The organism is Streptomyces sp. 378 (assembly GCF_030124145.1).
Lineage (GTDB): Bacteria > Actinomycetota > Actinomycetes > Streptomycetales > Streptomycetaceae > Streptomyces.
Window position 1 is genome coordinate 157,447 of record NZ_JASKMS010000003.1, and the last position, 22,714, is coordinate 180,160.

Annotated in this window: 19 protein-coding genes; 13 read left to right on the forward strand and 6 right to left on the reverse strand. The window is 72.1% G+C overall.

The features are described from left to right. Window positions 1-137 precede the first annotated feature (137 nt). The gene (locus tag QNO09_RS05865) at window positions 138-1,748 is read right to left on the reverse strand and encodes a PucR family transcriptional regulator (protein WP_283968964.1); all 1,611 of its coding nucleotides are present in this window, start codon (window positions 1,746-1,748) and stop codon (window positions 138-140) included. 227 nt (window positions 1,749-1,975) lie between these two features. On the opposite strand from QNO09_RS05865, the gene QNO09_RS05870 reads away from it, so the two are divergent. The 5 genes from QNO09_RS05870 to QNO09_RS05890 all read left to right on the forward strand — a co-directional run bounded on the left by QNO09_RS05870 (window position 1,976) and on the right by QNO09_RS05890 (window position 10,233). Continuing rightward, window positions 1,976-3,244, forward strand: coding sequence for an aspartate aminotransferase family protein (locus QNO09_RS05870; RefSeq protein WP_283968965.1), 1,269 nt, complete (start codon window positions 1,976-1,978; stop codon window positions 3,242-3,244). Beyond that, window positions 3,241-6,108, forward strand: coding sequence for an FAD-binding and (Fe-S)-binding domain-containing protein (locus tag QNO09_RS05875; protein ID WP_283968966.1), 2,868 nt, complete (start codon window positions 3,241-3,243; stop codon window positions 6,106-6,108). Before QNO09_RS05870 ends, QNO09_RS05875 begins: the two co-directional genes overlap by 4 nt. Continuing rightward, a complete protein-coding gene (locus tag QNO09_RS05880; protein WP_283968967.1) occupies window positions 6,105-7,544 on the forward strand; it encodes an NAD-dependent succinate-semialdehyde dehydrogenase in 1,440 nt (479 codons plus the stop codon). The genes QNO09_RS05875 and QNO09_RS05880 overlap by 4 nt, the downstream gene beginning before the upstream one ends. Window positions 7,545-7,648: 104 nt before the next feature. After that, window positions 7,649-9,616, forward strand: coding sequence for a heavy metal translocating P-type ATPase (locus tag QNO09_RS05885; protein ID WP_283968968.1), 1,968 nt, complete (start codon window positions 7,649-7,651; stop codon window positions 9,614-9,616). A gap of 218 nt (window positions 9,617-9,834) precedes the next feature. After that, on the forward strand, window positions 9,835-10,233 hold the full coding sequence (locus tag QNO09_RS05890; protein ID WP_283968969.1) for an SseB family protein: 399 nt from the start codon (window positions 9,835-9,837) through the stop codon (window positions 10,231-10,233). Window positions 10,234-10,263: 30 nt separating this feature from the next. On the opposite strand, the gene QNO09_RS05895 is transcribed toward QNO09_RS05890, so the two are convergent. The 5 genes from QNO09_RS05895 to QNO09_RS05915 all read right to left on the reverse strand — a co-directional run bounded on the left by QNO09_RS05895 (window position 10,264) and on the right by QNO09_RS05915 (window position 14,948). Beyond that, the gene (locus tag QNO09_RS05895; protein ID WP_283968970.1) at window positions 10,264-10,653 is read right to left on the reverse strand and encodes a MarR family winged helix-turn-helix transcriptional regulator; all 390 of its coding nucleotides are present in this window, start codon (window positions 10,651-10,653) and stop codon (window positions 10,264-10,266) included. Between the two features lie 71 nt (window positions 10,654-10,724). After that, window positions 10,725-11,756, reverse strand: a complete 1,032-nt coding sequence (locus tag QNO09_RS05900; protein WP_283968971.1) for a LacI family DNA-binding transcriptional regulator — start codon at window positions 11,754-11,756, stop codon at window positions 10,725-10,727. Next, window positions 11,753-12,661: a carbohydrate ABC transporter permease gene (locus QNO09_RS05905; RefSeq protein ID WP_283968972.1), complete on the reverse strand. Its 909-nt coding sequence runs from the start codon at window positions 12,659-12,661 to the stop codon at window positions 11,753-11,755. Before QNO09_RS05905 ends, QNO09_RS05900 begins: the two co-directional genes overlap by 4 nt. Further along, window positions 12,658-13,632: a carbohydrate ABC transporter permease gene (locus tag QNO09_RS05910; RefSeq protein ID WP_283968973.1), complete on the reverse strand. Its 975-nt coding sequence runs from the start codon at window positions 13,630-13,632 to the stop codon at window positions 12,658-12,660. Before QNO09_RS05910 ends, QNO09_RS05905 begins: the two co-directional genes overlap by 4 nt. Then, on the reverse strand, window positions 13,629-14,948 hold the full coding sequence (locus tag QNO09_RS05915) for an ABC transporter substrate-binding protein (RefSeq protein WP_283968974.1): 1,320 nt from the start codon (window positions 14,946-14,948) through the stop codon (window positions 13,629-13,631). The genes QNO09_RS05910 and QNO09_RS05915 overlap by 4 nt, the downstream gene beginning before the upstream one ends. A 185-nt stretch (window positions 14,949-15,133) precedes the next feature. On the opposite strand from QNO09_RS05915, the gene QNO09_RS05920 reads away from it, so the two are divergent. The 8 genes from QNO09_RS05920 to QNO09_RS05955 all read left to right on the forward strand — a co-directional run bounded on the left by QNO09_RS05920 (window position 15,134) and on the right by QNO09_RS05955 (window position 22,643). Then, window positions 15,134-17,155 (forward strand): beta-galactosidase, encoded by a 2,022-nt coding sequence (locus QNO09_RS05920; protein WP_283968975.1) that lies wholly within the window; start codon window positions 15,134-15,136, stop codon window positions 17,153-17,155. A 110-nt stretch (window positions 17,156-17,265) separates the two neighbouring features. Continuing rightward, window positions 17,266-18,825: a glycoside hydrolase family 53 protein gene (locus QNO09_RS05925; RefSeq protein ID WP_283968976.1), complete on the forward strand. Its 1,560-nt coding sequence runs from the start codon at window positions 17,266-17,268 to the stop codon at window positions 18,823-18,825. A 183-nt stretch (window positions 18,826-19,008) separates the two neighbouring features. Continuing rightward, the gene (locus tag QNO09_RS05930) at window positions 19,009-19,266 is read left to right on the forward strand and encodes an ArsR/SmtB family transcription factor (protein WP_283968977.1); all 258 of its coding nucleotides are present in this window, start codon (window positions 19,009-19,011) and stop codon (window positions 19,264-19,266) included. A gap of 65 nt (window positions 19,267-19,331) precedes the next feature. Continuing rightward, a complete protein-coding gene (locus QNO09_RS05935; protein ID WP_283968978.1) occupies window positions 19,332-20,291 on the forward strand; it encodes an SMP-30/gluconolactonase/LRE family protein in 960 nt (319 codons plus the stop codon). A gap of 215 nt (window positions 20,292-20,506) precedes the next feature. Next, window positions 20,507-20,965, forward strand: a complete 459-nt coding sequence (gene crcB / locus QNO09_RS05940; RefSeq protein ID WP_283968979.1) for a fluoride efflux transporter CrcB — start codon at window positions 20,507-20,509, stop codon at window positions 20,963-20,965. After that, complete coding sequence (locus QNO09_RS05945) at window positions 20,962-21,342, forward strand: DUF190 domain-containing protein (protein ID WP_283968980.1); 381 nt, start codon at window positions 20,962-20,964, stop codon at window positions 21,340-21,342. Before crcB ends, QNO09_RS05945 begins: the two co-directional genes overlap by 4 nt. Continuing rightward, on the forward strand, window positions 21,339-21,686 hold the full coding sequence (locus tag QNO09_RS05950; protein WP_283968981.1) for a fluoride efflux transporter FluC: 348 nt from the start codon (window positions 21,339-21,341) through the stop codon (window positions 21,684-21,686). The genes QNO09_RS05945 and QNO09_RS05950 overlap by 4 nt, the downstream gene beginning before the upstream one ends. Before the next feature lie 120 nt (window positions 21,687-21,806). Further along, window positions 21,807-22,643: an undecaprenyl-diphosphate phosphatase gene (locus QNO09_RS05955; RefSeq protein ID WP_283968982.1), complete on the forward strand. Its 837-nt coding sequence runs from the start codon at window positions 21,807-21,809 to the stop codon at window positions 22,641-22,643. Window positions 22,644-22,714: the final 71 nt, after the last annotated feature.

Genomic DNA, 22,714 nt, shown 5'->3' on the forward strand with positions numbered 1-22,714 from the left:
CGGCGGCACCGGATGGACTGAGTAGCTGATCGCTTCCAGGACGGTGGGCAGCCGCGGTACGGACCGGCGGCGGCACGCCGGTCCGCGCGGCGAAGGCGGCGACGGCCGGTATCGGGGCGTGGGCCTTCCGCCTCCTCTCAGTCGGCGCGCAGGACCCGCAACGCCGTGAGGGCGACGTGCAGTTCGGTACGGCGGTCGCCGGCCTCGAGGTCGGTGTCGAGGATGCGTTCGATGGTGCGCAGGCGCTGGTACATGGTCTCCCTGGACAGGCCGCCGCGACGGGCCGCCGTGGTCTTGTTGCCGGCGGCGTCGAGGTAGTGGCCCAGGGTCGTCAGCAGGTCGGTGCCGTGCCGGGTGTCGTGGTCGATGAGCCGGCCCAGCCGGCGTTCCGTGTAGTCCTGGATCCGGGTGTCCTCGCGCAGCGCGTACAGCAGCCGGCGCAGGTCGATGTCCGGCAGCTCGTGGAAGGAACGGTCCGGGGGGAGCGGCTGGCCGGGTGGAGTGGCCTCTATGACGCGGGCCGCCTCCCGGAACGAGCGGGCGGTGCCGGCGAGATCCGCCACTTCCGAGCCGACGCCGACGATCGCCCGCGGGGCCAGCGTCAGCGCGGTACGGCTCAGTCGCTCGGCCACGGGCCGCCAGGGCTGGGCGGGGCGCAGGGCCAGCAGCACGCCGAGGCGGCCGGGGGAGAGCTCTCCGGCCAGGGCCGGGACGCCGGTCGACCTCAGCTCCCGGTGCAGCCGGGTCTCCGGGTCGGCGCCTTCCCCGCCGGGGCCCAGGTCCACGAGGATCGCCAGGAAGACACCGGCCTCCGTGGGCAGGCCCAGCGCGGCGCAGCGGGCGCGGATGTCCTCGGTGGAGTGGTGGCGCTGCTCCGCCAGTTCCCGCAGGGCGTTGCGGTGGGCGGTGTGCTCCCAGGGCGTGGTGTGGATGAGCCGGGCCACGGTCAGGGCCATCGCCGTCCGCTCCAGGACGGTGACGTGCTCGGGCCCGAAGAGCGGCCCGTCCGCGGGCAGCATGGCCAGGCGGCCCCACCGTTCGCCCTGGTAGGCGACGGGTGCCGTGAGCCAGCCCTCCGGGCCTCCCACCTGCGTGTGGCCGCCGGGCTCCGTCGCCCGGGAGCGCCGCTCCCAGTCCCCGAGCGCCTCTTCCACCGTGCTCCCGGAGGGCTCGCAGATCAGCGCCTGGTGCACCAGGTTCTCCAGCACGACCGTCCGGCCGCTCATCTCCGCCGCCGCGCGCACCACGTCCTCCGCCCCCGCCCCGCGCAGGGTGAGGGCCGTGAACGCCTCGTGGATCCGCTGGGTCCGCCGCATGGCGTCGGCCTGGCTGCCGAGGATGAGCGCGTGCACGACCTGGGTGACCTCCAGGAAGTTCACGTCCCGGGCGAGCGTGACCAGGGGGAGACCCCGCGCCCGGCAGGCCTGCACGAGGACGTCGGGCGGCCGGTGGTAGCGCCGTACGAGCTCGATGACCAGGGCGGCCGCCCCCACCTCGGTGAGTTCGTCCACGTACCGGCGGATCCCCGCGGCGTCGTCGGGCAGGGGCATGCCCGTGGTCAGCACCAGCTCGCCGCCCTTGAGGAAGGAGGCCGGGTCCGTCAGTTCGGTGATGTGCACCCAGCGCACCGGCCGGTCCAGCCGGTCCAGCCCCGTGACGACCTGGGGCTGTCCGGCGGCCAGGACGGGCAGGGCGAGAACGTCGGCGAGGGTCGGGGCGCGACCGGCCGTCGGGGGGTGCTCGTTCACGGTGCCTCCCTGCGTGCCCGGTCACTCTGACAAGCGGGGCTGACCTGCGCAAGAGCAGGCCACCAAAGGGGCGGGCGGGGCGCGGGGGGCCGAGCGGTTGACACAACGTCCGAACAACGGGTTCCGGCTGGACAGATCACGCGTTGTCGTGTCCCGCGGCGGCTTGGATGCTCGGGTACCGGAGCTGAGCCAAGCAACCAGACCTCGTCCTACGGCCGGGAGACACCATGACCGCACTGTCGCCGCACCTTCGCCAGGCCACGCCCGTCGTGGCGGCCAGGGGCGAGGGCGTCCACCTCTACGGTGAGGACGGCCGCCGCTACCTCGACTTCACCGCCGGTATCGGCGTCACCAGCACCGGGCACTGCCACCCCAAGGTCGTGGCGGCGGCGCAGGAGCAGGTCGGCACGCTGATCCACGGCCAGTACACGACCGTCATGCACCAGCCGCTGCGCCGCCTCGTCGACAAGCTGGGCGAGGTGCTGCCCGCCGGTCTGGACAGCCTGTTCTTCACCAACTCCGGCAGTGAGGCCGTCGAGGCGGCGCTGCGGCTGGCCCGCCAGGCCACCGGCCGGCCCAACGTGCTGGTCTGTCACGGCGGATTCCACGGCCGTACGGTCGCCGCCGCCTCCATGACCACCTCCGGCATCCGCTTCCGGTCCGGGTTCTCGCCGCTGATGAGCGGCGTGGTCGTCACCCCGTTCCCGACGGCCTTCCGGTACGGCTGGGACGAGGAGACCGCCACCCGCTTCGCCCTGCGGGAACTCGACTACACCCTCCAGACGATCTCGTCGCCCGCCGACACCGCGGCGATCATCGTCGAGCCGGTCCTCGGCGAGGGCGGCTACGTCCCCGCGAACCGCGCCTTCCTCGAGGGCTTGCGGGAGCGCGCGGACCGGCACGGATTCCTGCTGATCTTCGACGAGGTGCAGACCGGCGTCGGCCGTACCGGCCGCTTCTGGGGCCATGACCACTTCGGCGTCACACCCGACATCCTCGTCACCGCCAAGGGCCTGGCCAGCGGCTTCCCGATCTCCGGCATCGCCGCCTCCGAGGAACTGATGGCGAAGGCCTGGCCGGGCTCGCAGGGCGGCACGTACGGCGCCAACGCCGTCGCCTGCGCCGCCGCCTGCGCGACCCTGGACGTCGTGCGCGACGAGAAGCTGGTCGAGAACGCCGAGGCGATGGGCAAGCGGCTCCGCCAGGGCCTGGAGGCCGTGGCCGACCGGACCCCGGGCATCGGTGACGTGCGCGGCCTGGGCCTCATGCTCGCCACCGAATTCGTCACCGAGGACGGCAGCCCCGACCCGGAGACCGCCGCCCGCGTCCAGCGTGCCGCGATCGACGAGGGCCTGCTCCTGCTGCTGTGCGGCGCCTGGAACCAGGTCGTCCGGATGATCCCGGCGCTCGTGATCGACGAGACGGGCGTGGACGAGGGCCTCCAGGCCTGGGCGAACGCCGTCGAAACCGGTACGTCGGGAGCGTCGGAGCGATGACCACCGCCACCCGCGACCCGGAGGGTTTCGCGGCCCGTCTCGCCGAGCTGGCGCCCGGTCTGCGGGTGGAGACCGGCCCGGGGGCCACCGGCCCGTACGCCTACGACGCTTCCAACTATCGTGTCCCGCCGCGGGCGGTGGCCTTCCCCCGCACCGCCGAGGATGTGGTGGCGGTGCTGCGGGCCTGCCGCGAGGCGGGTGTGCCGGTCACGGCCCGGGGCGGTGGCACCAGCATGGCCGGCAACGCCGTCGGCCCCGGTGTGGTGCTGGACTTCTCCCGGTACATGAACCGGATCCTGGACATCGACGTGCAGGCGCGTACCGCGCGGGTCGAGGCCGGTGTGGTCCTGGACGCGCTGCGCCGTGCGACGGCGTCGCACGGTCTGGATTTCGGTCCGGACCCGTCCTCGCACAGCCGGTGCACGCTGGGCGGGATGATCGGCAACGACGCGTGCGGGAACCGTTCGGTGCGCGACGGGCGGACCGGTGGGCATGTCGTGGCCCTGGAGATCGTGACGGCTGACGGCGTGCGGGCCGTCGCCGATCACACGGGGCTGCATCCGCTCGACCCGGCCGACGGTGATGTCGTCGCCCGTCTGGAGGCCGGCCTCAAGCGTCTGGTCGGTGACAACCTGGCGTTGATCCGGACCGAGCTGGGGCGTATTCCGCGTCAGGTCTCGGGTTACCAGTTGCAGCACCTGCTGCCGGAGAACGGGTTCGATCTGGCCCGTGCTCTGGTGGGCACCGAAGGCACCTGTGCGGTCGTCACCGCCGCGACGGTCCGCCTGGTGGCGACCGCACAGGCATCCACCCTGCTGACCCTCGGCTATGAGGACGTCGTCGAGGCGGCCGAGGACGTGCCGCGGATCCTGCGCTTCTCGCCCAGCGCGGTGGAGGGCATGGACGAGGCGATCGTCGCCACGATGCGCGCCCGCCGCGGTCCCGCGTCCGTGACCGGTCTGCCCGAGGGCCGGGCGTGGCTGTATGTCGAACTCGAAGGCGATGACCAGGCCACCGTGAACGCACGCGCCGCCGAGCTCCTGGAGGCGCTCAGGGCGCAGGGGCGGCTGACCGGCGGCCGGGTGGTGACACGTCCCGCGGAGCGGCGTTCGCTGTGGCGGGTGCGTGAGGACGGGGCCGGGCTCGCCGCCCGGCTGGTGGACGGCGGGGAGTCGTGGCCCGGCTGGGAGGACGCGGCCGTCGCTCCGGAGAATCTGGCCGCCTACCTGCGCGATTTCCGCAAGCTGCTCGCCTCCCACAAGCTGACCGGTGTGCTGTACGGGCACTTCGGTGCCGGCTGCGTCCACGTGCGCATCGACTTCGACATGGCGAGCGACACCGGCCGGGTGGTGATGCGCCGCTTCCTCGCCGAAGCCGCCGCCCTGGTCGTCGAGCACGGCGGCACGCTGTCCGGTGAGCACGGTGACGGACGCGCCCGCAGTGAACTGCTGGAGGTGATGTACAGCCACCGCATGATCGCCGCGTTCGCCGCGTTCAAGAACGTCTTCGACCCCGACGGGCTGCTCAACCCCGGCGTCGTCGTCGACCCCGCCCCGCTGGACGCCGACCTCGCACTGCGTGAACTGCCCCTGGTCGACACGACGTTCGGTTTCCCGCACGACGCGGACGGTTTCGCCGGTGCGGTACGCCGGTGTGTCGGGGTCGGCCGGTGCCGCTCGGACGCGGGCGGGGTGATGTGCCCCAGTTACCGGGCCACGGGTGAGGAGAACGACTCCACCCGCGGCCGGGCCCGCATGCTCCAGGAGATGGTGCGCGGCGAGGCCGTCACCGACGGCTGGCGCTCCACCGAGGTCAAAGACGCCCTCGACTTGTGCCTGTCGTGCAAGGCCTGCTCCAGCGACTGCCCCGTCGGTGTCGACATGGCCACCTACAAGGCCGAATTCCTCCACCAGCACTACAAGGGCAGGATCCGCCCCCGCTCCCACTACTCCCTGGGCTGGCTGCCCCTGACCTCGGCCCTGGCCGGATACGCCGCCCGCCCGATCAACCTGCTGCTGCGCGGACCGCTCGGCAGACTCCTCGCCCGCCTCGGCGGGGTCACCACCAAGCGCCGGATCCCCGAGTTCGCCTCCCGCCGGAGCCTGCGCAGGACCCTGCGCGCGGCGAAACCCGAGGGGGCCGCCAAGGCGATCCTCTTCGTCGACAGCTTCACCCGAGCCTTCCGCCCCCAGATCGCCGGAGCGGCCGGCCGTGTCCTGGCCGACGCCGGTATCCCCTGCACGGCGCAGGACGATCTGTGCTGCGGACTGACCTGGGTCAGCACCGGCCAGCTCACCGTGGCCCGCCGCATCATGGCCCGCACCGTCGCCGCACTCGACAACGGCGACACCCGGCCCGTCATCGTCGCCGAACCGAGCTGCGCCGCCGCCCTCAAACGCGACGTGCCCGAACTCCTGGGGACAAGCGCGGCCCGGCGCGTCGCCGCCCGCGTCCACACCTTCACCGGTGCGCTGACCGACCTCGCCGACCCCGGCTGGACCCCGCCGCCCCTGCCCGAGAACGTCGTCCTGCAGACCCACTGCCACGAATACGCCACCTTCACCGGCCGCCACCCCGCCGACCTGCTGCGCCGCCTGGGCGTACGCGGAGTCGACGAGGCCGAGGGCTGCTGCGGGCTCGCGGGCAACTTCGGCTTCGAGGCCCAGCACTACGACACCTCCATCGCCGTCGCCGACCAGGCCCTCAAACCCCGGCTCGACAACCTCGGCAGGCGCCCCGTCGTCGCCGACGGCTTCAGCTGCGCCACCCAGATCGACCACCTCGCCGGCGACCAGGGCATCCGTGCCCTGCACCTCGCCGAACTCCTCGACCCCGCCGCCGACCGACCAGGAGAAACGACATGACCGAGGTACTGACTCAGTTGTTCATCGGCGGGGCCTGGGTGGACGCCGCGGACGGCGCCACCATGGCGGTCGACGACCCCGCCACGGGCGAGATCCTCTGCCACGTCGCCGACGCCGGCCCCAAGGACGCCCGGCTCGCCGAAGAGGCGGCCGTCCGGGCCCAGCCCGGCTGGGCCCGCACCGCGCCCCGGGCACGCAGCGAGATCCTGCGCCGCGCCTACGAGCTCATCGTGGAGCGCACCGACGAACTCGCCCATCTGATGACGTCCGAGATGGGCAAACCACTCGCCGAGGCCAGGGGCGAGGTGGCCTACGCCGCGGAGTTCTTCCGCTGGTTCTCCGAGGAGGCCGTGCGGATCGAGGGGGGCCACGGGCTGCTCCCCGACGGCCGCAACCGCATGCTGCTCTCCCGCCGTCCGGTCGGCCCCTGCCTGCTGATCACCCCGTGGAACTTCCCGCTGGCCATGGGCACCCGCAAGATGGGCCCGGCGATCGCCGCGGGCTGCACGATGATCCTCAAGCCCGCCCCGCAGACGCCCCTGGCCAGCCTCGCGCTGGCCGGGATCCTCAAAGAGGCGGGCCTGCCCGACGGGGTGCTGAACGTCGTCACCACCTCCCGCGCGGGCGAGGTCTGCGAGCCGCTGCTGCGTGGCGGCCGCATCCGCAAGCTGTCCTTCACCGGCTCCACCGCCGTCGGCCGGCTGCTGCTGGCCCAGTGTGCCGACACCGTCGTCCGCGCCTCGATGGAGCTGGGCGGCAACGCGCCCTTCATCGTCTTCGACGACGCCGACCTGGACGTGGCCGTGGACGGAGCCATGGTCGCCAAGATGCGCAACATGGGCGAGGCCTGCACCGCCGCCAACCGCTTCTTCGTCCACCGGTCGGTGGCCGGGGAGTTCGGACGGCGGCTCGCCGAGCGGATGGGCGCGCTCGTGGTGGGTCCCGGCACGCGGGCCGGTGTCGACGTCGGCCCGCTGATCGACGCGGCGGGACGGGCCAAGGTCGAGGAGTTGGTCGCCGACGCGGTGGAGCGCGGCGCCCAGGTGCTCGTCGGGGGACGCAGGCCCGAAGGCCCCGGCAACTTCTACCCGCCGACCGTGCTCGCCGGAGTGGACCCCGGCAGCCGACTGATGGACACGGAGATCTTCGGCCCGGTCGCGGCGATCCTCACCTTCGACGACGAGGACGAGGTCCTGCGCCGCGCCAACGACACGCCGTGGGGCCTGGTCGGCTACGTCTTCACCCGGGGGCTGGACCGGGGGCTGCGTGTCAGCGAGGGGCTGGAGGTGGGCATGGTGGGCCTGAACACCGGCCTCGTCTCCAACCCGGCGGCCCCGTTCGGCGGGGTCAAGCAGTCCGGCCTCGGGCGTGAGGGCGGCCGGGTGGGGATCGACGAGTTCCTGGAGCACCAGTACGTGGCCGTGCCCGTGAGGTGACGGGGGACCTGCGCGGCGGGGCCCGCACATGAAGGCATGAATGAGTCTTCATGTGTTCCTGTATGGTGAGGGGCGCCGACGCGCCCCCGCCAGAAGGACCCCTGATGACCTCCACCCTCACGCCACAGCAGGCCGAACGGGCCAAACCCGACCGCCCCGGGACCGCCCCCCGGCGGCGCACCCGTGTCCTCGCGCTCCCGGAGGCGCGCTGGGCCGCCGCGGCCACCGTCTTCTTCCTGCTCGCGCTGCCTTTGCAGTTGAGCGGCGCCCCGGCCTGGACCTGGGGCCCGCTGTACGCGCTGTCGTACGTCACCGGCGGATGGGAGCCCGGCTGGGAAGGGCTCAAGGCGCTCAAGGAACGCACCCTCGACGTCGACCTGCTGATGGTCGTCGCCGCCCTGGGCGCGGCCGCGATCGGGCAGGTCATGGACGGCGCCCTGCTCATCGTCATCTTCGCCACCTCCGGAGCGCTGGAGGCGCTGGCCACGGCCCGCACCGCCGACTCGGTCCGAGGCCTGCTCGACCTGGCCCCCGCGACAGCCACCCGTCTCGGCCCCGACGGCGGCGAACGGGCCGTCCCCGTCGAGGAACTGGAGGTCGGCGACACCGTCCTGGTGCGTCCCGGGGAGCGGGTCGGCGCCGACGGCCGGGTGCTGGACGGGGCGAGCGAGGTGGATCAGGCGACCATCACCGGAGAGCCGCTGCCCGTGGCGAAGGAGTGGGGGGACGAGGTCTTCGCGGGCACCCTCAACGGCACCGGCGCGCTGCGGATCCGGGTCGAGCGCGACGCGTCCGACTCGGTGATCGCCCGGATCGTCCGCATGGTGCAGGAGGCGTCCGAGACCAAGGCGCCCACGCAGCTGTTCATCGAGAAGGTCGAACAGCGCTACTCGCTGGGCATGGTGGCCGCGACCCTGGCCGTCTTCCTGGTGCCGCTCGCGTTCGGCGCGCAGCTCACCGACGCGCTGCTGCGCGCCATGACGTTCATGATCGTCGCCTCCCCGTGTGCGGTGGTGCTGGCCACCATGCCGCCTCTGCTGTCGGCCATCGCCAACGCCGGGCGACACGGCGTACTCGTGAAGTCGGCCGTGGTGATGGAGCGGCTCGGCCAGGTCGACGCGGTCGCGTTGGACAAGACCGGCACCCTCACCGAGGGCAGCCCCCGTGTCACCGACGTCCGGCCGCTGCCCGGCAGCGGCCTGGACGAGGGGGAGCTGCTGACGCTGGCGGCGGCCGCCGAGCGGCCCAGCGAACATCCGCTGGCCCGTGCGGTCGTCGACGCGGCCCGCGAGCGCGGCCTCGACCTGCCCGACGCGCAGGACTTCACCTCCGCGCCCGGCGTCGGGGTCACGGCCGTCGTCGGTGGCCGTACGGTCGCGGTGGGCGCCCCGGCCCGGCTGATGGACGACGCCGTCGCCACGGCCGCGGAACTGGAGGAGTCCGGCCGTACCGCCGTCCTGGTCGTCGTGGACGGCAGCCCCGCCGGGCTGCTCGGCATCGCCGACCGGCTGCGCCCGGACGCCGCCGCCACGGTCGCCTCCCTCGCCCGGCTCACCGGCACCGCCCCGGTGCTCCTCACCGGCGACAACCCCCGGGCCGCCGCACATCTCGCCTCCGAGACCGGCATCGACGACGTGCGCGCCGGGCTGCTGCCGCAGGACAAGCTGGCCGCCGTCCAGGAGATGGAGAGCGCGGGCCGCAAGGTGCTGGTCGTCGGGGACGGCGTCAACGACGCGCCCGCCCTCGCCGCCGCGCACACCGGGATCGCCATGGGCCGGGCCGGCTCCGACCTGGCTCTGGAGACCGCGGACGCCGTCATCGTGCGCGACGAACTCGCCGCGGTCCCGGCCACCGTCGCCCTGTCCCGCCGGGCCCGCAAGCTGGTCGTGCAGAACCTGGTGATCGCCGGGGTGTTCATCGCCGGTCTCGTCGTCTGGGACCTGGCCGGTGACCTGCCGCTGCCGCTGGGCGTCGCGGGCCACGAGGGCTCCACGGTCCTGGTCGGCCTGAACGGGCTGCGCCTGCTGCGGGAGGGCGCCTGGCAGCGGGCCGCCGCCGAGGGAAACGGCTGACCGGCGCTCCCGTCGGCGCACCGGCGGGGGACCGATGGTTCTCCGGCACCACTCGTCTCCGCGGGCGCCCGGCCCACGAGATCTCTCCCGCGCCTCCACGAAACCCGGAGGCCCACCAGGGTTGCCCCGTGCCCGTTCGGGTACGCGAGCAGGACCGCACCCGGGGGCGGATCTTGCCCCGGGTTGGCCGCACGACCGCCGCTATCAGGGAATCTGCCATGGAGACACCTGCAAACGACCCCACGCCCACGCCCGCCCAGCGGGCTCTGGACGTCCTCGCCGAGAACACCGAGGACGCGGCGGCTCTGGACGCGCTCGCCAACAGCGACGTGCTCATCCCCGTGCCCGACGACGCGGGCGACGCCGACGCCAATCCCACGGCGGTGGCGTTGCCGGTGCTGGAGCAGCCGGGTGGCGAACCGGTGGTGCCCGTGTTCACCTCCGAGGTGGAGATGGCCGGGCTGCTGCCGTTCGTCTCCCGCTACCGCCTGGTGCCGCTCGGCGCCCTCGCCGCGCAGTGGCCGGCCGACGACCTGTCGCTCACCATCGACGGCAGCTCGGAGCACCGCCTGACACTCACCTCGGAGGGAGTCCGCACCCTGCTGGCACGTCAGTGAGGCGACCGGCCCGGCCCGGGCCCGGGGGGCTCAGCCGCCCAGCGTCCGGGCCAGTGCCGCCCGTTGCAGGGGCAGCACCTCGGCGTGCAGGTCACGACCCTTGGACGTCAGGGAGACCCACACGCCCCGCCGGTCCTCCGCGCACACCGACCGGGTCACCAGCCCGTCCTTCTCCAGCCGGGCGATCAGGCGCGACAGCGCGCTCTGGCTGAGGTGGACGCGCCCCACGAGGTTCTGCACCCGGCACTGCTCGCCCTCCTCGGGCGCCGAGGTCGCGAGCATGTCCAGGACCTCGAAGTCGGACGCGCCGAGACCGTGCGGATGCAGGGCGCGGTCGATCTCGCACAGCGTGCGGGCATGCGTCGACAGGATGTCCCGCCACCGCTCCTCGAGCTGCCCGTCGGCCGTTTTCGACGCCATACCGGAACGGTAACACCGGCGCGGGGTTTCAATGACCGTGCATGCAGTAGGGGCTCGGGCGGAGCTCGGCCCTAGGTCGAATCCCGCGTCACCAGTTCCGTCGGCAGGATCACCGCAGCCGGGTCCTCGCCCCCGATCTGCGCGAGCAGTACCCGCACCATCTCGGCGCTGATGCGGTCCCAGGGCTGCCGGATGGTCGTCAGTTCGGGGCTGGTGGCCACGGCGGCCGGGGAGTCGTCGAAGCCGCCGACCGCCACGTCCTGCGGCACCCGCCGCCCGGCCCGCTGCAGCGCCGCGAGCACGCCCTGCGCCATGAGGTCGGACGCCACGAACACCGCGTCGACGTCCGGGGCCTGCGCCAGCAGCCGCTCGGCGCCCGCCTCGCCGCTCGCGCGGCTGTAGTCGCCGGAGACGACCAGTCGCTTCTCGAACTCCAGGCCGGCCTCCGCGAGCACCTCCTTGTAGCCGGCGAGCCGCTCGACCCCACCGGGAGTGTCCAGCGGACCGGTGACCGTGCCCACCCGGCGCCGTCCGAGCGACAGCAGGTGGCGCACCATGTCGCGGGCCCCGTCACGGTCGTCGGCCGCCACATAACTCACCTTGGACGCCAGCCCGATCGGCTTCCCGCACGCGACCAGCGGCACCCCTGCCTCGCGCAGCCGCTCGGCGACCGGATCGCCGGAGTGGCTGGAGACCAGCAGCACCCCGTCGACATGCCCGGCGGTGATGTAGCGCGTGATCCGCCGTCGTTCGTCCTCGGTGCCCGCCAGCATCAGCAGCAGCGGAATGTCGTGCGCGGCGAGCGCCTGGGTGCACCCGCGCAGCAGCACATTGAAGTTGGGGTCCTCGAAGAACCGCTCCTGCGGCTCCGTGAGCAGGAAACCGACCGAGTCGGAGCGCCCGGTGATCAGGGAGCGGGCGTGCCGGTTGACCACGTAACCCGTTCTGCGGATGGCCGCGTTGACCGCCTCCTGGGCGGCCGGGCTGACGTAGTGGCCGCCGTTGAGCACGCGCGAGACGGTGCCGCGCGAGACTCCCGCCTCGCGCGCCACATCGTGGATCGTGGGCGGCCTGCGCCTGCCTCCCGCAGCGTTCATGGTCATGACTTTACGGCTCCGGAGAGCAGATCCAGACTCCAGAACCGCTGGATGACCAGGAAGAGGACGACCAGCGGGAGTACCGCGAGGAGCGCGCCCGTGATCACCAGGGTGTACAGCGCCGGGGTGTTGGCGCCCTGCTCCAGCAAGGTGAACAGGCCGAGCGTGATCGGGAACTTCTCGTCGTCGCTGAGCATGATGTAGGGGAGCAGGAAGTTGTTCCAGATCGCCACGAACTGGAACAGGAACACCGTCACCATGCCCGGGATCATCATCGGCAGCGCGATGCGTGTGAAGATCCGCCACTCGCTCGCCCCGTCCATGCGTCCCGCCTCGACCACGTCGGCGGGCACCGCGGCGGCGGCGTAGATCCGCGCGAGGTAGACGCCGTACGGGGAGAGGATCTGCGGCAGCAGGACGGACAGATAGGAGTCGGTGAGGTCTGCCTTCGCCAGCAGCAGGTACTGCGGGACGGCGAGGATCACCGGCGGCATCAGCACCCCCGCGAGCAGCACGTTGAAGAGCGTCTCGCGGCCCCGGAAGCGGTAGATCGCGAGCGCGTAGCCGCTCACCGCCGACACGCACGCCGACAGCAGGGCCCCGAGACCGGCGTACAGCGCGGAGTTGCCCATCCACTGCCAGTAGACGCCGTCTCGATAGGCGTTGAGGTCCCGGAGGTTGCCGGCGAAGCCCGTGCCCGGCAGGAACGTGAAGGTGGAGAACAGCTCACGCCCGGACTTGGTGGCGGCGATGACCACCCAGGCGACCGGCAGCAGACAGTAGAGCGCGCCGAGCAGCAGCGTGACCGTGGGAATCAGGGCGATCCTGCGGCGCAGCGGCGGGCGTTCCCGGGCGGTGCCGGGCGCGCTGCCCGCCACCGGCTCGGCCTGGGGGACGGCGAGGGAGCTCATCGAGCGGCCTCCTGCTTGTGACGACGGTTCGCGGCCCGCAGGAAGCCGAAGGAGAGGAGGAGTGTGGCGAAGGCGATGATCACGGCCTGCGCCGCGGCTCCGTGGATGTCACCTTCGCCGAAGGCGTCCCGGTACACCTTCATCAGCGGACTCCACGTGGTGGACACGGAGTTGGTGAGCGGCTTGAGGGTGGTCGGCTCGTTGAACACCTGGAGCGTCGCGATGATCGAGAAGAAGAAGGTCAGCACCAGCGAGGGCGCCACCATCGGGATCTTGATGCGCAGGGCGATCTGGCGCGGGGTGGCGCCGTCCAGCTTCGCCGCCTCGTACACCTCCGCCGGGATCGCCCGCAGCGAGGTGTAGATGACGATCATGTTGAAGCCGGTGCCGCCCCAGACCGCGATGTTGGACAGGGCCAGGTACAGCGGCCCGCCGTCCAGCAGGTCCGGCTGCGGCATCCCGAGCTTGTCGAGGACGAAGTAGAAGGGGCTGACGTCCGGCAGGTAGAGAAAGCCCCACAGCAGCGCCGCCACCACACCGGGGATGGCGTACGGCAGGAAGATCGCGAGCCGCGTGGCGGGTGCGAGCCGCACCTTCTCCGAGTCGAGCATCAGCGCGAACAGCAGGGCCAGGCCGAGCATGACGGGCACGACGATGCAGCCGTAGCCGAGCACACGCAGGGCGCCGTGCAGCAGTTCGCTGTCGGAGAGGGCGTCGGTGTAGTTCTCCGCACCGGCCCAGACCTCCGTGCGGGCGCCGGAGCCGAGGCCGAGGCCGGAGACCCGCACCTTGCGGAAGCTCAGCCAGAGCGCGTAACCGATGGGGAGGGCGAAGAACAGGGCGAACAAGATCGTCGCGGGGAGGAGGAAGACATAGGGGGCGCTTCGCGCTCGTTCGAGGGTGGTGGTGGGAGGGCGGTCGTACGGGGCCCCCTTGACCCCGTACGACCGCCGGCGTGCCGTGGCTTTCACCGCGCGACCCCGAAGCCCTGCTTCTTCATGTCGGCGACGGTGTCGTCCTGCATGGTGTTCAGAGCGGTAACGAAGTCGGACTTGTTCTTCGCGGCGGCGCCGAAGGCGTCCTTGAAGGCCGTGTAGGCGACGTTGACGTTCGGGCCCCAGGCGGAGGGCGCGGTGGTCTCCGCGATGTCGGCGGCCTTGGTGTAGAAGTCGGCCTGGTGCGAGAAGTAGGCCGGCGGCTTGAGGAAGGCGCCGCTGGTCTGGGCGTTGGTGGCGGCCGGGTAGATGCCGCTCTCCTTGGCCAGCGCGTTCAGGGCCTCGCCGTCGGTGTTGAGCCAGGTGGCGAACTCGGCGGCGGCCTCCCGGTGTTCGGAGTCGGTGGTGACGCCGGTGGAGGAGCCGCCCCAGCTGCCGGTGCGGTTCTCGCTCGCGGACCACTGGGGGAGCGGGGCCATGGCCCACTTGCCCTTGGTGTCGGGCGCGGCGGTGGTGAGCGTGCCCGGTGCCCACACGGCGCTGACCCAGGCGATCTGCTTGCCGGTGTTGAGCGCCTTGTTCCAGGCCGGGGTGTACATCGGCTGGTTGTCGATGGCGCCCTCCTTCACCAGGCCGCCCCAGAACTTCGCGACCTTCCGCGTCGCCGCGTCGTTGATGGAGACCTTCCACTGGTCGCCGGAGGTCGTCCACCACTTCGCGCCCGCCTGCTGGGCGAGGCCGGCGAAGAGGCCGGAGTCGCTGGCGGAGAAGGTGGTCAGGTCCTTCTCCGGGGCCGCCTTCTTCAGCTCGCGGGCCGTCCGCGCGAACTCGTCCCAGGTCGTGGGCACGGTGAGGCCGTACTTCTCGAACAGGTCCGCGCGGTAGTAGAACATCATCGGCCCGATGTCCTGCGGGACGGCGTAGACCGCGTCCGTGCCCAGCGTCGTCTGCTGCCAGACCCCGTCGGCGAAGCCGCTCTTCGCGTCACCCACGTCGCCGGATATGTCCGCGAGCGCGTCGTTGCTGACCAGGGTGGGCAGCGCCTGGTACTCGGCCTGCACCAGGTCGGGTGCCTTGCCCGCCTTGTGCGCGGTGAGGATCTTGGTGACGAGTGCGTCACCGGAGGCCTGCTTCTTCACCGTGACGGTGATCCGGTTCTTCTTGCCCGGTCCCTTGTTCCACAGGTCCACGACCTTGTCCATGCCGGGCGTCCAGGTCCAGTAGGTCAGCGAGACCGGTCCCGACTCGGTCTCGCTGTCCCCGTTCCCGGAGCCGCAGGCGGCGAGGGTGGTGGCGCCGAGCGCGACGGCGACGGCGGTTGTCACGAGGCGGCGGCGCTTCGTGTACGGCATGGATCTCTCCCCTGACCTGGGGTCCTCGCCTGCTGCGGGGACCCTGCCATGCTTCTGTGAGCGTTCACAGTAGAGAAACATCCAGGACACTTGTCAATGGTTGTTGCTGTGCGGTTATGTTGGGCTCAGCGCCGCATCGGCGTGTGTGAACGTTCCCATTTGATCGATCGACCGGGAGACCATCCATGCCGGAGACCACCCCCAGGGGCCTCACCAGGCTCGCCTTCGGTGGGGACTACAACCCCGAGCAGTGGCCGGAAAGCGTCTGGCAGGACGACGTCCGGCTGATGCGGGAGGCCGGCGTCACCCTGGTGAGCGTCGGGATCTTCTCCTGGGCGCTGCTGGAGCCCTCACCGGGCAGGTACGACTTCGGCTGGATGGACCGGCTCCTGGACCTGCTGCACGAGCACGGCATCCGCGTCGACCTCGGCACCCCCACCGTCGTGCCGCCCGTCTGGTTCTACCGGGCCCACCCCGAAGCACTGCCCGTGACCGCCGAGGGCGTGCGCTACGCGTTCGGCTCCCGCGCGGCCATCTGCCACAGCAACGCCGACTACCGCGCGGCCGCGGCATCCATCACGCACCAGCTCGCCGAGCGTTACGGCGACCACCCGGCGCTGGCGATGTGGCACGTGCACAACGAGTACGGCGTCCCCGTATCGGCCTGCTACTGCGACTCCTGCGCCGCCCACTTCCGCCGCTGGCTCGCGGCCACGTACGGTACGGTCGACGCGGTCAACGAGGCCTGGGGCACCGCCTTCTGGGGCCAGCGCTACGGTGACTTCGAGGACATCGAGCCGCCCCGGCTCACCCCCGCGGCCGTCAACCCGGCCCAGGCGCTGGACTACAAGCGGTTCGCCGACGCCACCATGCGCGAGAACTTCGTCAGCGAACGGGACATCCTGCACCGCCTCTCGCCGGGCGTCCCGGTCACCACCAACTTCATGACGGCGCTCAGCCAGTGCGACTCGGTCGACTACTGGGCCTGGGGCCGCGAGGTCGACCTCGTCACCAACGACCACTACCTGATCACCGACGGCCGGCGCACCCACGTCAACCTGGCCATGGCCGCGGACCTCACCCGTTCCGTCGCGGGCGGCGCGCCCTGGCTGCTGCTAGAGCACTCCACCTCGGGCGTCAACTGGCAACCGCGCAACCCGGCCAAGGCCCCCGGCCAGATGGCCCGCAACTCCCTCGCCCACGTGGCCCGCGGCTCCGACGGCGCCCTGTTCTTCCAGTGGCGCCAGTCCCGGCGCGGCGCCGAGAAGTTCCACTCGGCGATGGTCCCGCACGGCGGCACCGACACCCGGGTGTGGCGCGAGGTCGTCGAACTCGGCGCCGCCGTCCAGGCGTTGAGCGAGATCCGCGGCACCCGCACGCAGGCCGACGTGGCCGTGCTGTGGGACTGGCACTCCTGGTGGGCGCAGAGCCTCGACTGGCGCCCCAGCGTCGACCACGACGCCCGCGAGCGCGCCGACTCGTTCTACGAGGCCCTGTACGACCGCCACCTCACCGTCGACTTCGCCCACCCCGAAGCCGACCTGTCGAGGTATCCCCTGGTCGTCGTACCGGCCCTGTACCTGATGACGGAGGCGGCCGGACGCAACCTGACCTCGTACGTCGAGAACGGCGGCACGCTGGTCGTCTCCTGCTTCTCCGGCATCGTCGACGAGCACGACACCGTCCACGAGGGCGCCTACCCGGGCCCGCTGCGGGACGTCCTCGGCCTCACCGTCGAGGAGTTCTCGCCGTTGCTGCCCGGCGAACGGGTGCGTGTCACCGGCCCCGACGGAACCGAGCTGTCCGCCGACGTGTGGACGGAGTTCGTGGTGCCGCGCGGCGCCGAGACCGTCCTGACCTACGCCGACGGCCTCGCCGCCGGCCGGCCCGCGGTGACCCGGCACCGCCTCGGCGAGGGCACCGCCTGGTACGTCTCCACCCGGCTGGGTGCCGACGGCCTCGACACACTGCTCGGCCGGGCGAGCGAGGACGCGCGGCTCGGTCCGCGCACCGAGCTGCCCCGTGACGTCGAAGTGGTCCGCCGTACCGGCGAGTCGGGCACCTACCTGTTCGCCGTCAACCACACCGGCTCCGACGCCAAGGTGCCCCTGGAGACGCCCGGCACCGAACTGCTGACCGGTGAACGCGCCGCCGGCCGCCTGGCGGTCCCGGCCGGAGCCGTCCGGGTCGTCCGGCTCGACGGCTGAACCGACTCCCTCCGCCCGCGCGAGCCACGAGCCGCGGGCGGAGGGTCCTCACCTGCCCCCCGGGTGAGAGGAACTCCCCCATCCTCACGTCGAAGGGACGACGGACGACGATGTTCCATCCCAGACGCACGCTCAGGGCCCTGCTGCTCCCGCTCGCCGCGGGCCTCGCCCTCACCGCCCTGCCCGCCACCTCGGCACAGGCCGCGAGCACGCTGACCAACGGCGGTTTCGAAGCCGGCGGCGCGGGCGCCGCCACCCCGAGCGGCTGGTCCGAACACGGTGACACCGGCGCCTCGTTCACCGAGTCCGGCGGCCACGGCGGCAGCTACCGCCTCAGCCACTGGGCCTCGTCGGCCTACAAGGTGGAGACGTACCAGTACCTGTCCGGACTCGCCAACGGGAACTACAAGCTCACCGCCTGGGTGCGCTCCGGCGGCGGGCAGAAGTCCGCCTTCATCGCGCTGAAGAACTGCGGCGGCGCCGAGCAGCGCACCGACGTGCCGGTCTCGGCCAGTGGGTGGATCCGGATCGTGGTGCCGGTCCGGGTGACCGGCAACCAGTGCACGATCAGCGTCAACAGTGACGCGAACGCGGGCAACTGGATCAATGTCGACGACCTGACCTTCACGTCCGGCACGTCCGGTACGTCGATCAAGGGCGCCGACATCTCGTCCCTGGCCAAGAGCGAGGCCAAGGGCGGCGTCTACCGCGACAGCTCGGGCACCGCCGGCGACCCCCTCGCCGTCCTCAAGTCGAACGGCATGAACTACGCCCGCCTCAAGGTCTGGGTGAACCCGGCCGACGGCTACCACGACAAGGCCCGTGTCCTGGCCACGGCCAAGCGGGTCAAGGCCCAGGGCATGAAGTTGCTGGTCGACTTCCACTACTCGGACTTCTGGGCCGACCCGGGACGCCAGGACAAGCCCGTCGCCTGGGCCGGACACTCCTACGGTCAACTGAAGACGGACGTGTACCACCACACGTACGACGTGCTGAACGCCCTGAAGGCGCAGGGCACCACCGCCGACATGGTCCAGGTCGGCAACGAGATCAACGGCGGCATGCTCTGGAACGAGGGATCCACCGCGAACTGGACGCAACTGGCCGGTCTGCTCAACTCCGGCTACGACGCGGTCAAGGCGGTGAGTCCCTCCACCACCGTGGCCCTGCACCTCGCCGAGGGCGGTGACCTGGAGGGCACCCGCCGGTGGTTCGACAGCGCACGCTCCAACGGTGTGCGGTTCGACGCCATCGGCCTGTCCTTCTACGGCTACTGGCACGGCAGCCTGGCCGACTTCCAGACGACCCTCGATGACGCGGCCGCCCGCTACGGCAAGCCGGTCTTCGTCGCCGAGACCGCCTACCCGTTCCGCCTCGACAGCGAGGACGCGCACGAGAACATCATCGACACCGGCGGCGAACTGGTCCCCGGCTACCCGGCGAGCGTGGCCGGCCAGACCCGGTGGATGAACGACATGGCGAGCATCGTGGAGGCCGTCCCGAACGGCCGTGGCCTGGGCATCTTCTACTGGGAGGCGACCTGGACCGCGGTGCCCGGCAACGGCTGGGACCCGACCGACGCCGCCTCCGGCAACGGCTGGGAGAACCAGGCGCTGTTCGGCTACGACGACCGGGCGCTGTCCTCGATGTCCTGGTTCCGTCACCGCTGAGCGCGCGGGGGAGGAGCCCGCTCTCCGGGCCCCTCCCCTCGGGTCGCATCCACGTGCGAACTCCGCCTCCCGCCGAGGCAGTTCGGTATCGGTCAACGATGCCGAGTCCCGGACGCGACGGCATCGACTGCGAGACAGTGGGAAGACGCGGTGAGAGGGCGAAGCGCGAGGCAGGGGCACGACATGCTGAGGACTCCCACGGACGAGACGCGGCTCCGGATCCTGGCCTGGCTGAAGGACCCCGCTCGCGCGGCCGACGGTGTCACCGCGGACGCCGTCGCCGAGCGGTTCTCGATCCCGCGCCCCGCCGCCGCCACCCACCTCCGGCTGCTGGAGGCCACCGGCATGCTGCGCACCAGCAGGGCCGCGGGCCGCGTGCGCTACCACCGCGACGACATGCGCATCGCCGACGTGGCCCGGATGTTCGAGAAGGGCTGGTAGGCGCCAGGGGCCGGCGGGCGTCCCGGTACAGCGGTATCCCTTACGAGGTGAAGGACACGCGCGCGATGGACCGTCCCACGGCACTCGTCCCCCGCCACTACGTCGCGGTGGGCCACGGCCCCGAGGACGTGGTCGCCGACCCGCGCGGCCGCGTCCTCACCGGCGTCGCGGACGGCCGCATCCTGCGACTCGACGCCCTCGCCGACCCGGTCGCGGCCCGTGTCGAGGTGATCGCCGAAACCGGCGGCAGGCCGCTCGGCCTCGAACTCCTGCCGGACGGGGACCTGCTGGTGTGCGACGCGGAGCGCGGCCTGCTGCGCGTCGACACCGGTGACGGCACGGTGCGCATCCTCGCCGACTCGGTGGCGGGGGAGCCGCTGCGCTTCTGCAGCAATGCCGTGGCCCTCTCCGACGGCAGCGTCTACTTCACCGTCTCCAGTCGCCGCTACCCCCTGGAACAGTGGATCGGCGACATCGTCGAACACACCGGCACGGGCCGGCTGCTGCGGCTCGCCCCCGGCGGTGACACCCCCGAGGTGGTGCTGGACGGCCTGCAGTTCGCCAACGGGATCGCCGTCGGCGCGGACGAGTCCTTCCTCGTCGTCGCCGAGACCGGCGCCTGCCGGCTCCTGCGCCACTGGCTCACGGGGCCAAAGGCCGGGCGCAGCGAGCCATTCGCCGAGAACCTCCCGGGCATGCCCGACAACCTCTGGCGCGGCGCACCCGACGGACCGATCTGGGTCGCGCTCGCCGGACCCCGCGTTCCGGCCCTCGACCTGCTCCACCGCGGCGCGCCCGGCGTCCGCGCCGCCGCCGCCCGGGTGGCCGTGCGCGCCCCGTTCCGGCCCACCGGCACGATCGCCCTCCAGGCCTTCGACGACCAGGGCCGCGTCGTCCACCACCTCGCCCGCCGCCGCTCCGGCTACCGCATGCCCACCAGCGTCTGCGAAGCGGGCGGGCACCTGATCCTGGGCAGCGTCTGGGAGCGGGGCGTGGCGGTCTGCGAAGCGCCCACCCCGAGGTGACCTCCACCGCCCACCCCGGAGTGACCACCACCGCCCGCCTCGGGGTGACCCCGCCCCGCACCCGGGGTTAACCTGAACTCCGGCCGCGGTCCCTCGCGGCGCGGCGGTGGGGCCCGCCGTACCCGAACCGCGGCAGCGACGCCGCCAACGGTCCCTACTTGCGACGGCACGCGCCCGTACGACCCGGGCTCCCGGCGAGTAGGAGACACCTCCCCATGACATCCCCCGAGAGCCTCCGTGTGCAGGCCTCCACCACTCCGCGACAGTCTCCCTGGCGCGCCCAGGCACCCGGCGTCGCGGTCGTGTCGCTCGGCGGGGGAGTGGGCGCGGCCGCCCGGTACGCCGCCTCCCTCCTCTGGCCCACGCCCCCGGACGGCTTCCCCTGGTGGACCCTCTGCGTCAACATCGTCGGCTGCGCCGTGATCGGCGTGTTCATGGTGGTCGTCACCGAGATCCGGACCGCCCACCCCCTCGTCCGCCCCTTCTTCGGCACCGGCGTCCTCGGCGGCTTCACGACCTTCTCGACGTACGCCGTCGACGTCCGGACACTCATCGACGGCGGCCGTGTCGGCATCGGTCTGGCCTACCTCGCAGCGACCCCCCTCGCGGCGCTCACCGCGGTGTGGCTCGCGGCCGGAGCGACCCGCCGCGTCCTGAAAGGAAGGCGACGATGACGAGACCGACCGGCAGGGCCCTGCGCCTGACCGTCTTCATCGGCGAGAGCGACACCTGGCACCACAAGCCCCTGTACTCGGAGATCGTCCACCGGGCCCACACGGCGGGCCTCGCGGGTGCCAGTGTCTTCCGCGGCATCGAGGGCTTCGGCGCGTCCTCCCTGATCCACACCTCGCGGTTGCTGTCCCTGAGCGAGGACCTGCCGATCGCTGTGGTGATCGTCGACGCCGAGCCACGCGTCCGGGCCTTCCTGCCGCAGCTCGACGAACTGGTCACCGAGGGACTGGTGACCCTCGACGACTGCGAGATCATCCGGTACTCCGGCCGGGACGACACGCCCGGCACCACGGACACGAAGGGTAAGAAGTCGTTGTGAACTGGCTGCTGGTCGTCGGCGGCGCACTGGTCGGCGCCCCGCTGCGCTACCTCACCGACCGGGCGGTCCAGGCGCGGCACGACTCGGTCTTCCCCTGGGGCACCTTCACGGTGAACGTCACCGGCTCGCTGGTCCTCGGCCTGCTCACCGGAGCCGCCACCCACCTGCAACTGCTGCTCGGCACCGGCCTGTGCGGGGCCCTGACGACCTATTCGACGTTCTCCTACGAGACGCTGCGGCTGGCGGAGACCGGGGCCCGACGCCAGGCCGCCGTCAACGTGGCGGCCAGTGTGGTGGCCGGCGTCGGGGCGGCGTTCGCGGGGGCGGCGCTCGTGCGCATGTGAGGGGCCGCGAGGGGTGCGGGTGGGGCAGGAGCGCGCCACGTGCACGTGAGAGCCGTCCTCACCCGCGTGGGGTAGGACATTGCGCTGCGCCCCCGCCTCCCTCGAGCAGAACTGGATCCCATGAGCGTCATCAGCGTCGGTCAGGCCGTCGTCCTCGGAGCCGTCGAGGGGGTGACCGAGTTCCTGCCCGTCTCCTCCACCGGCCATCTGAAGATCGTCGAGGGGCTGATGGGCATCCCCGTCGACGACAGTGCCGTGGTCGGGTTCTCGGCCGTCATCCAGGTCGGCGCGATCGCCGCGGTGCTCGTGTACTTCTTCAAGGACATCGTGCGGATCGTCTCCGCGTGGGGGCGGGGGCTGCGCGACCGCGAGGAGCGGTACCACCACGACTACAGGTTCGCCTGGTGGGTGATCTACGCGACCATCCCGATCGTCGCCGTCGGACTCGCCGCCAAGCCGCTCATCGAGGGGCCGCTCGCCTCGCTGTGGGTGGTGGCCGGTTCGCTGATCGTCGGCAGTGGGGTGATGTGGGCGGCGGACCGGATGGGCCGGCACAAGCGCGGCGAGGACGACACCTCGTTCAGGGACGCGATGCTGGTCGGCAGCTCCCAGATCCTCGCCCTGCTCTTCCCCGGCTTCTCCCGCTCCGGCGCCACCATGTCCACCGCGCTCATCCTCGACCTGGACCGCGTCGCCGCCACCCGGCTCTCCTTCTTCCTGGGCATCCCGGCCCTGACCGGTGCGGGCCTCTACGAACTGAAGGACGCCCTGGGCGCCGGGGTGGGCGCGGCTCCGCTCGCCGTCGGCACGGCCGTGTCGTTCGTCGTGGCCTACGCCTCCATCGCCTGGCTGCTGAAGTTCGTCGCCAAGCACTCCTTCAACGCCTTCGTGATCTACCGGACCCTGGTGGGAGTGCTGCTGTTCGGCCTGCTCGGAGCGGGTGTGCTGCACAGTTGAGAGGTCTGCCGGGAGGCGCCGTGGGCTGTCTGCGGCGCCTCCCGGCCCGTCGCGCAGGTTCCCGGCGCCCC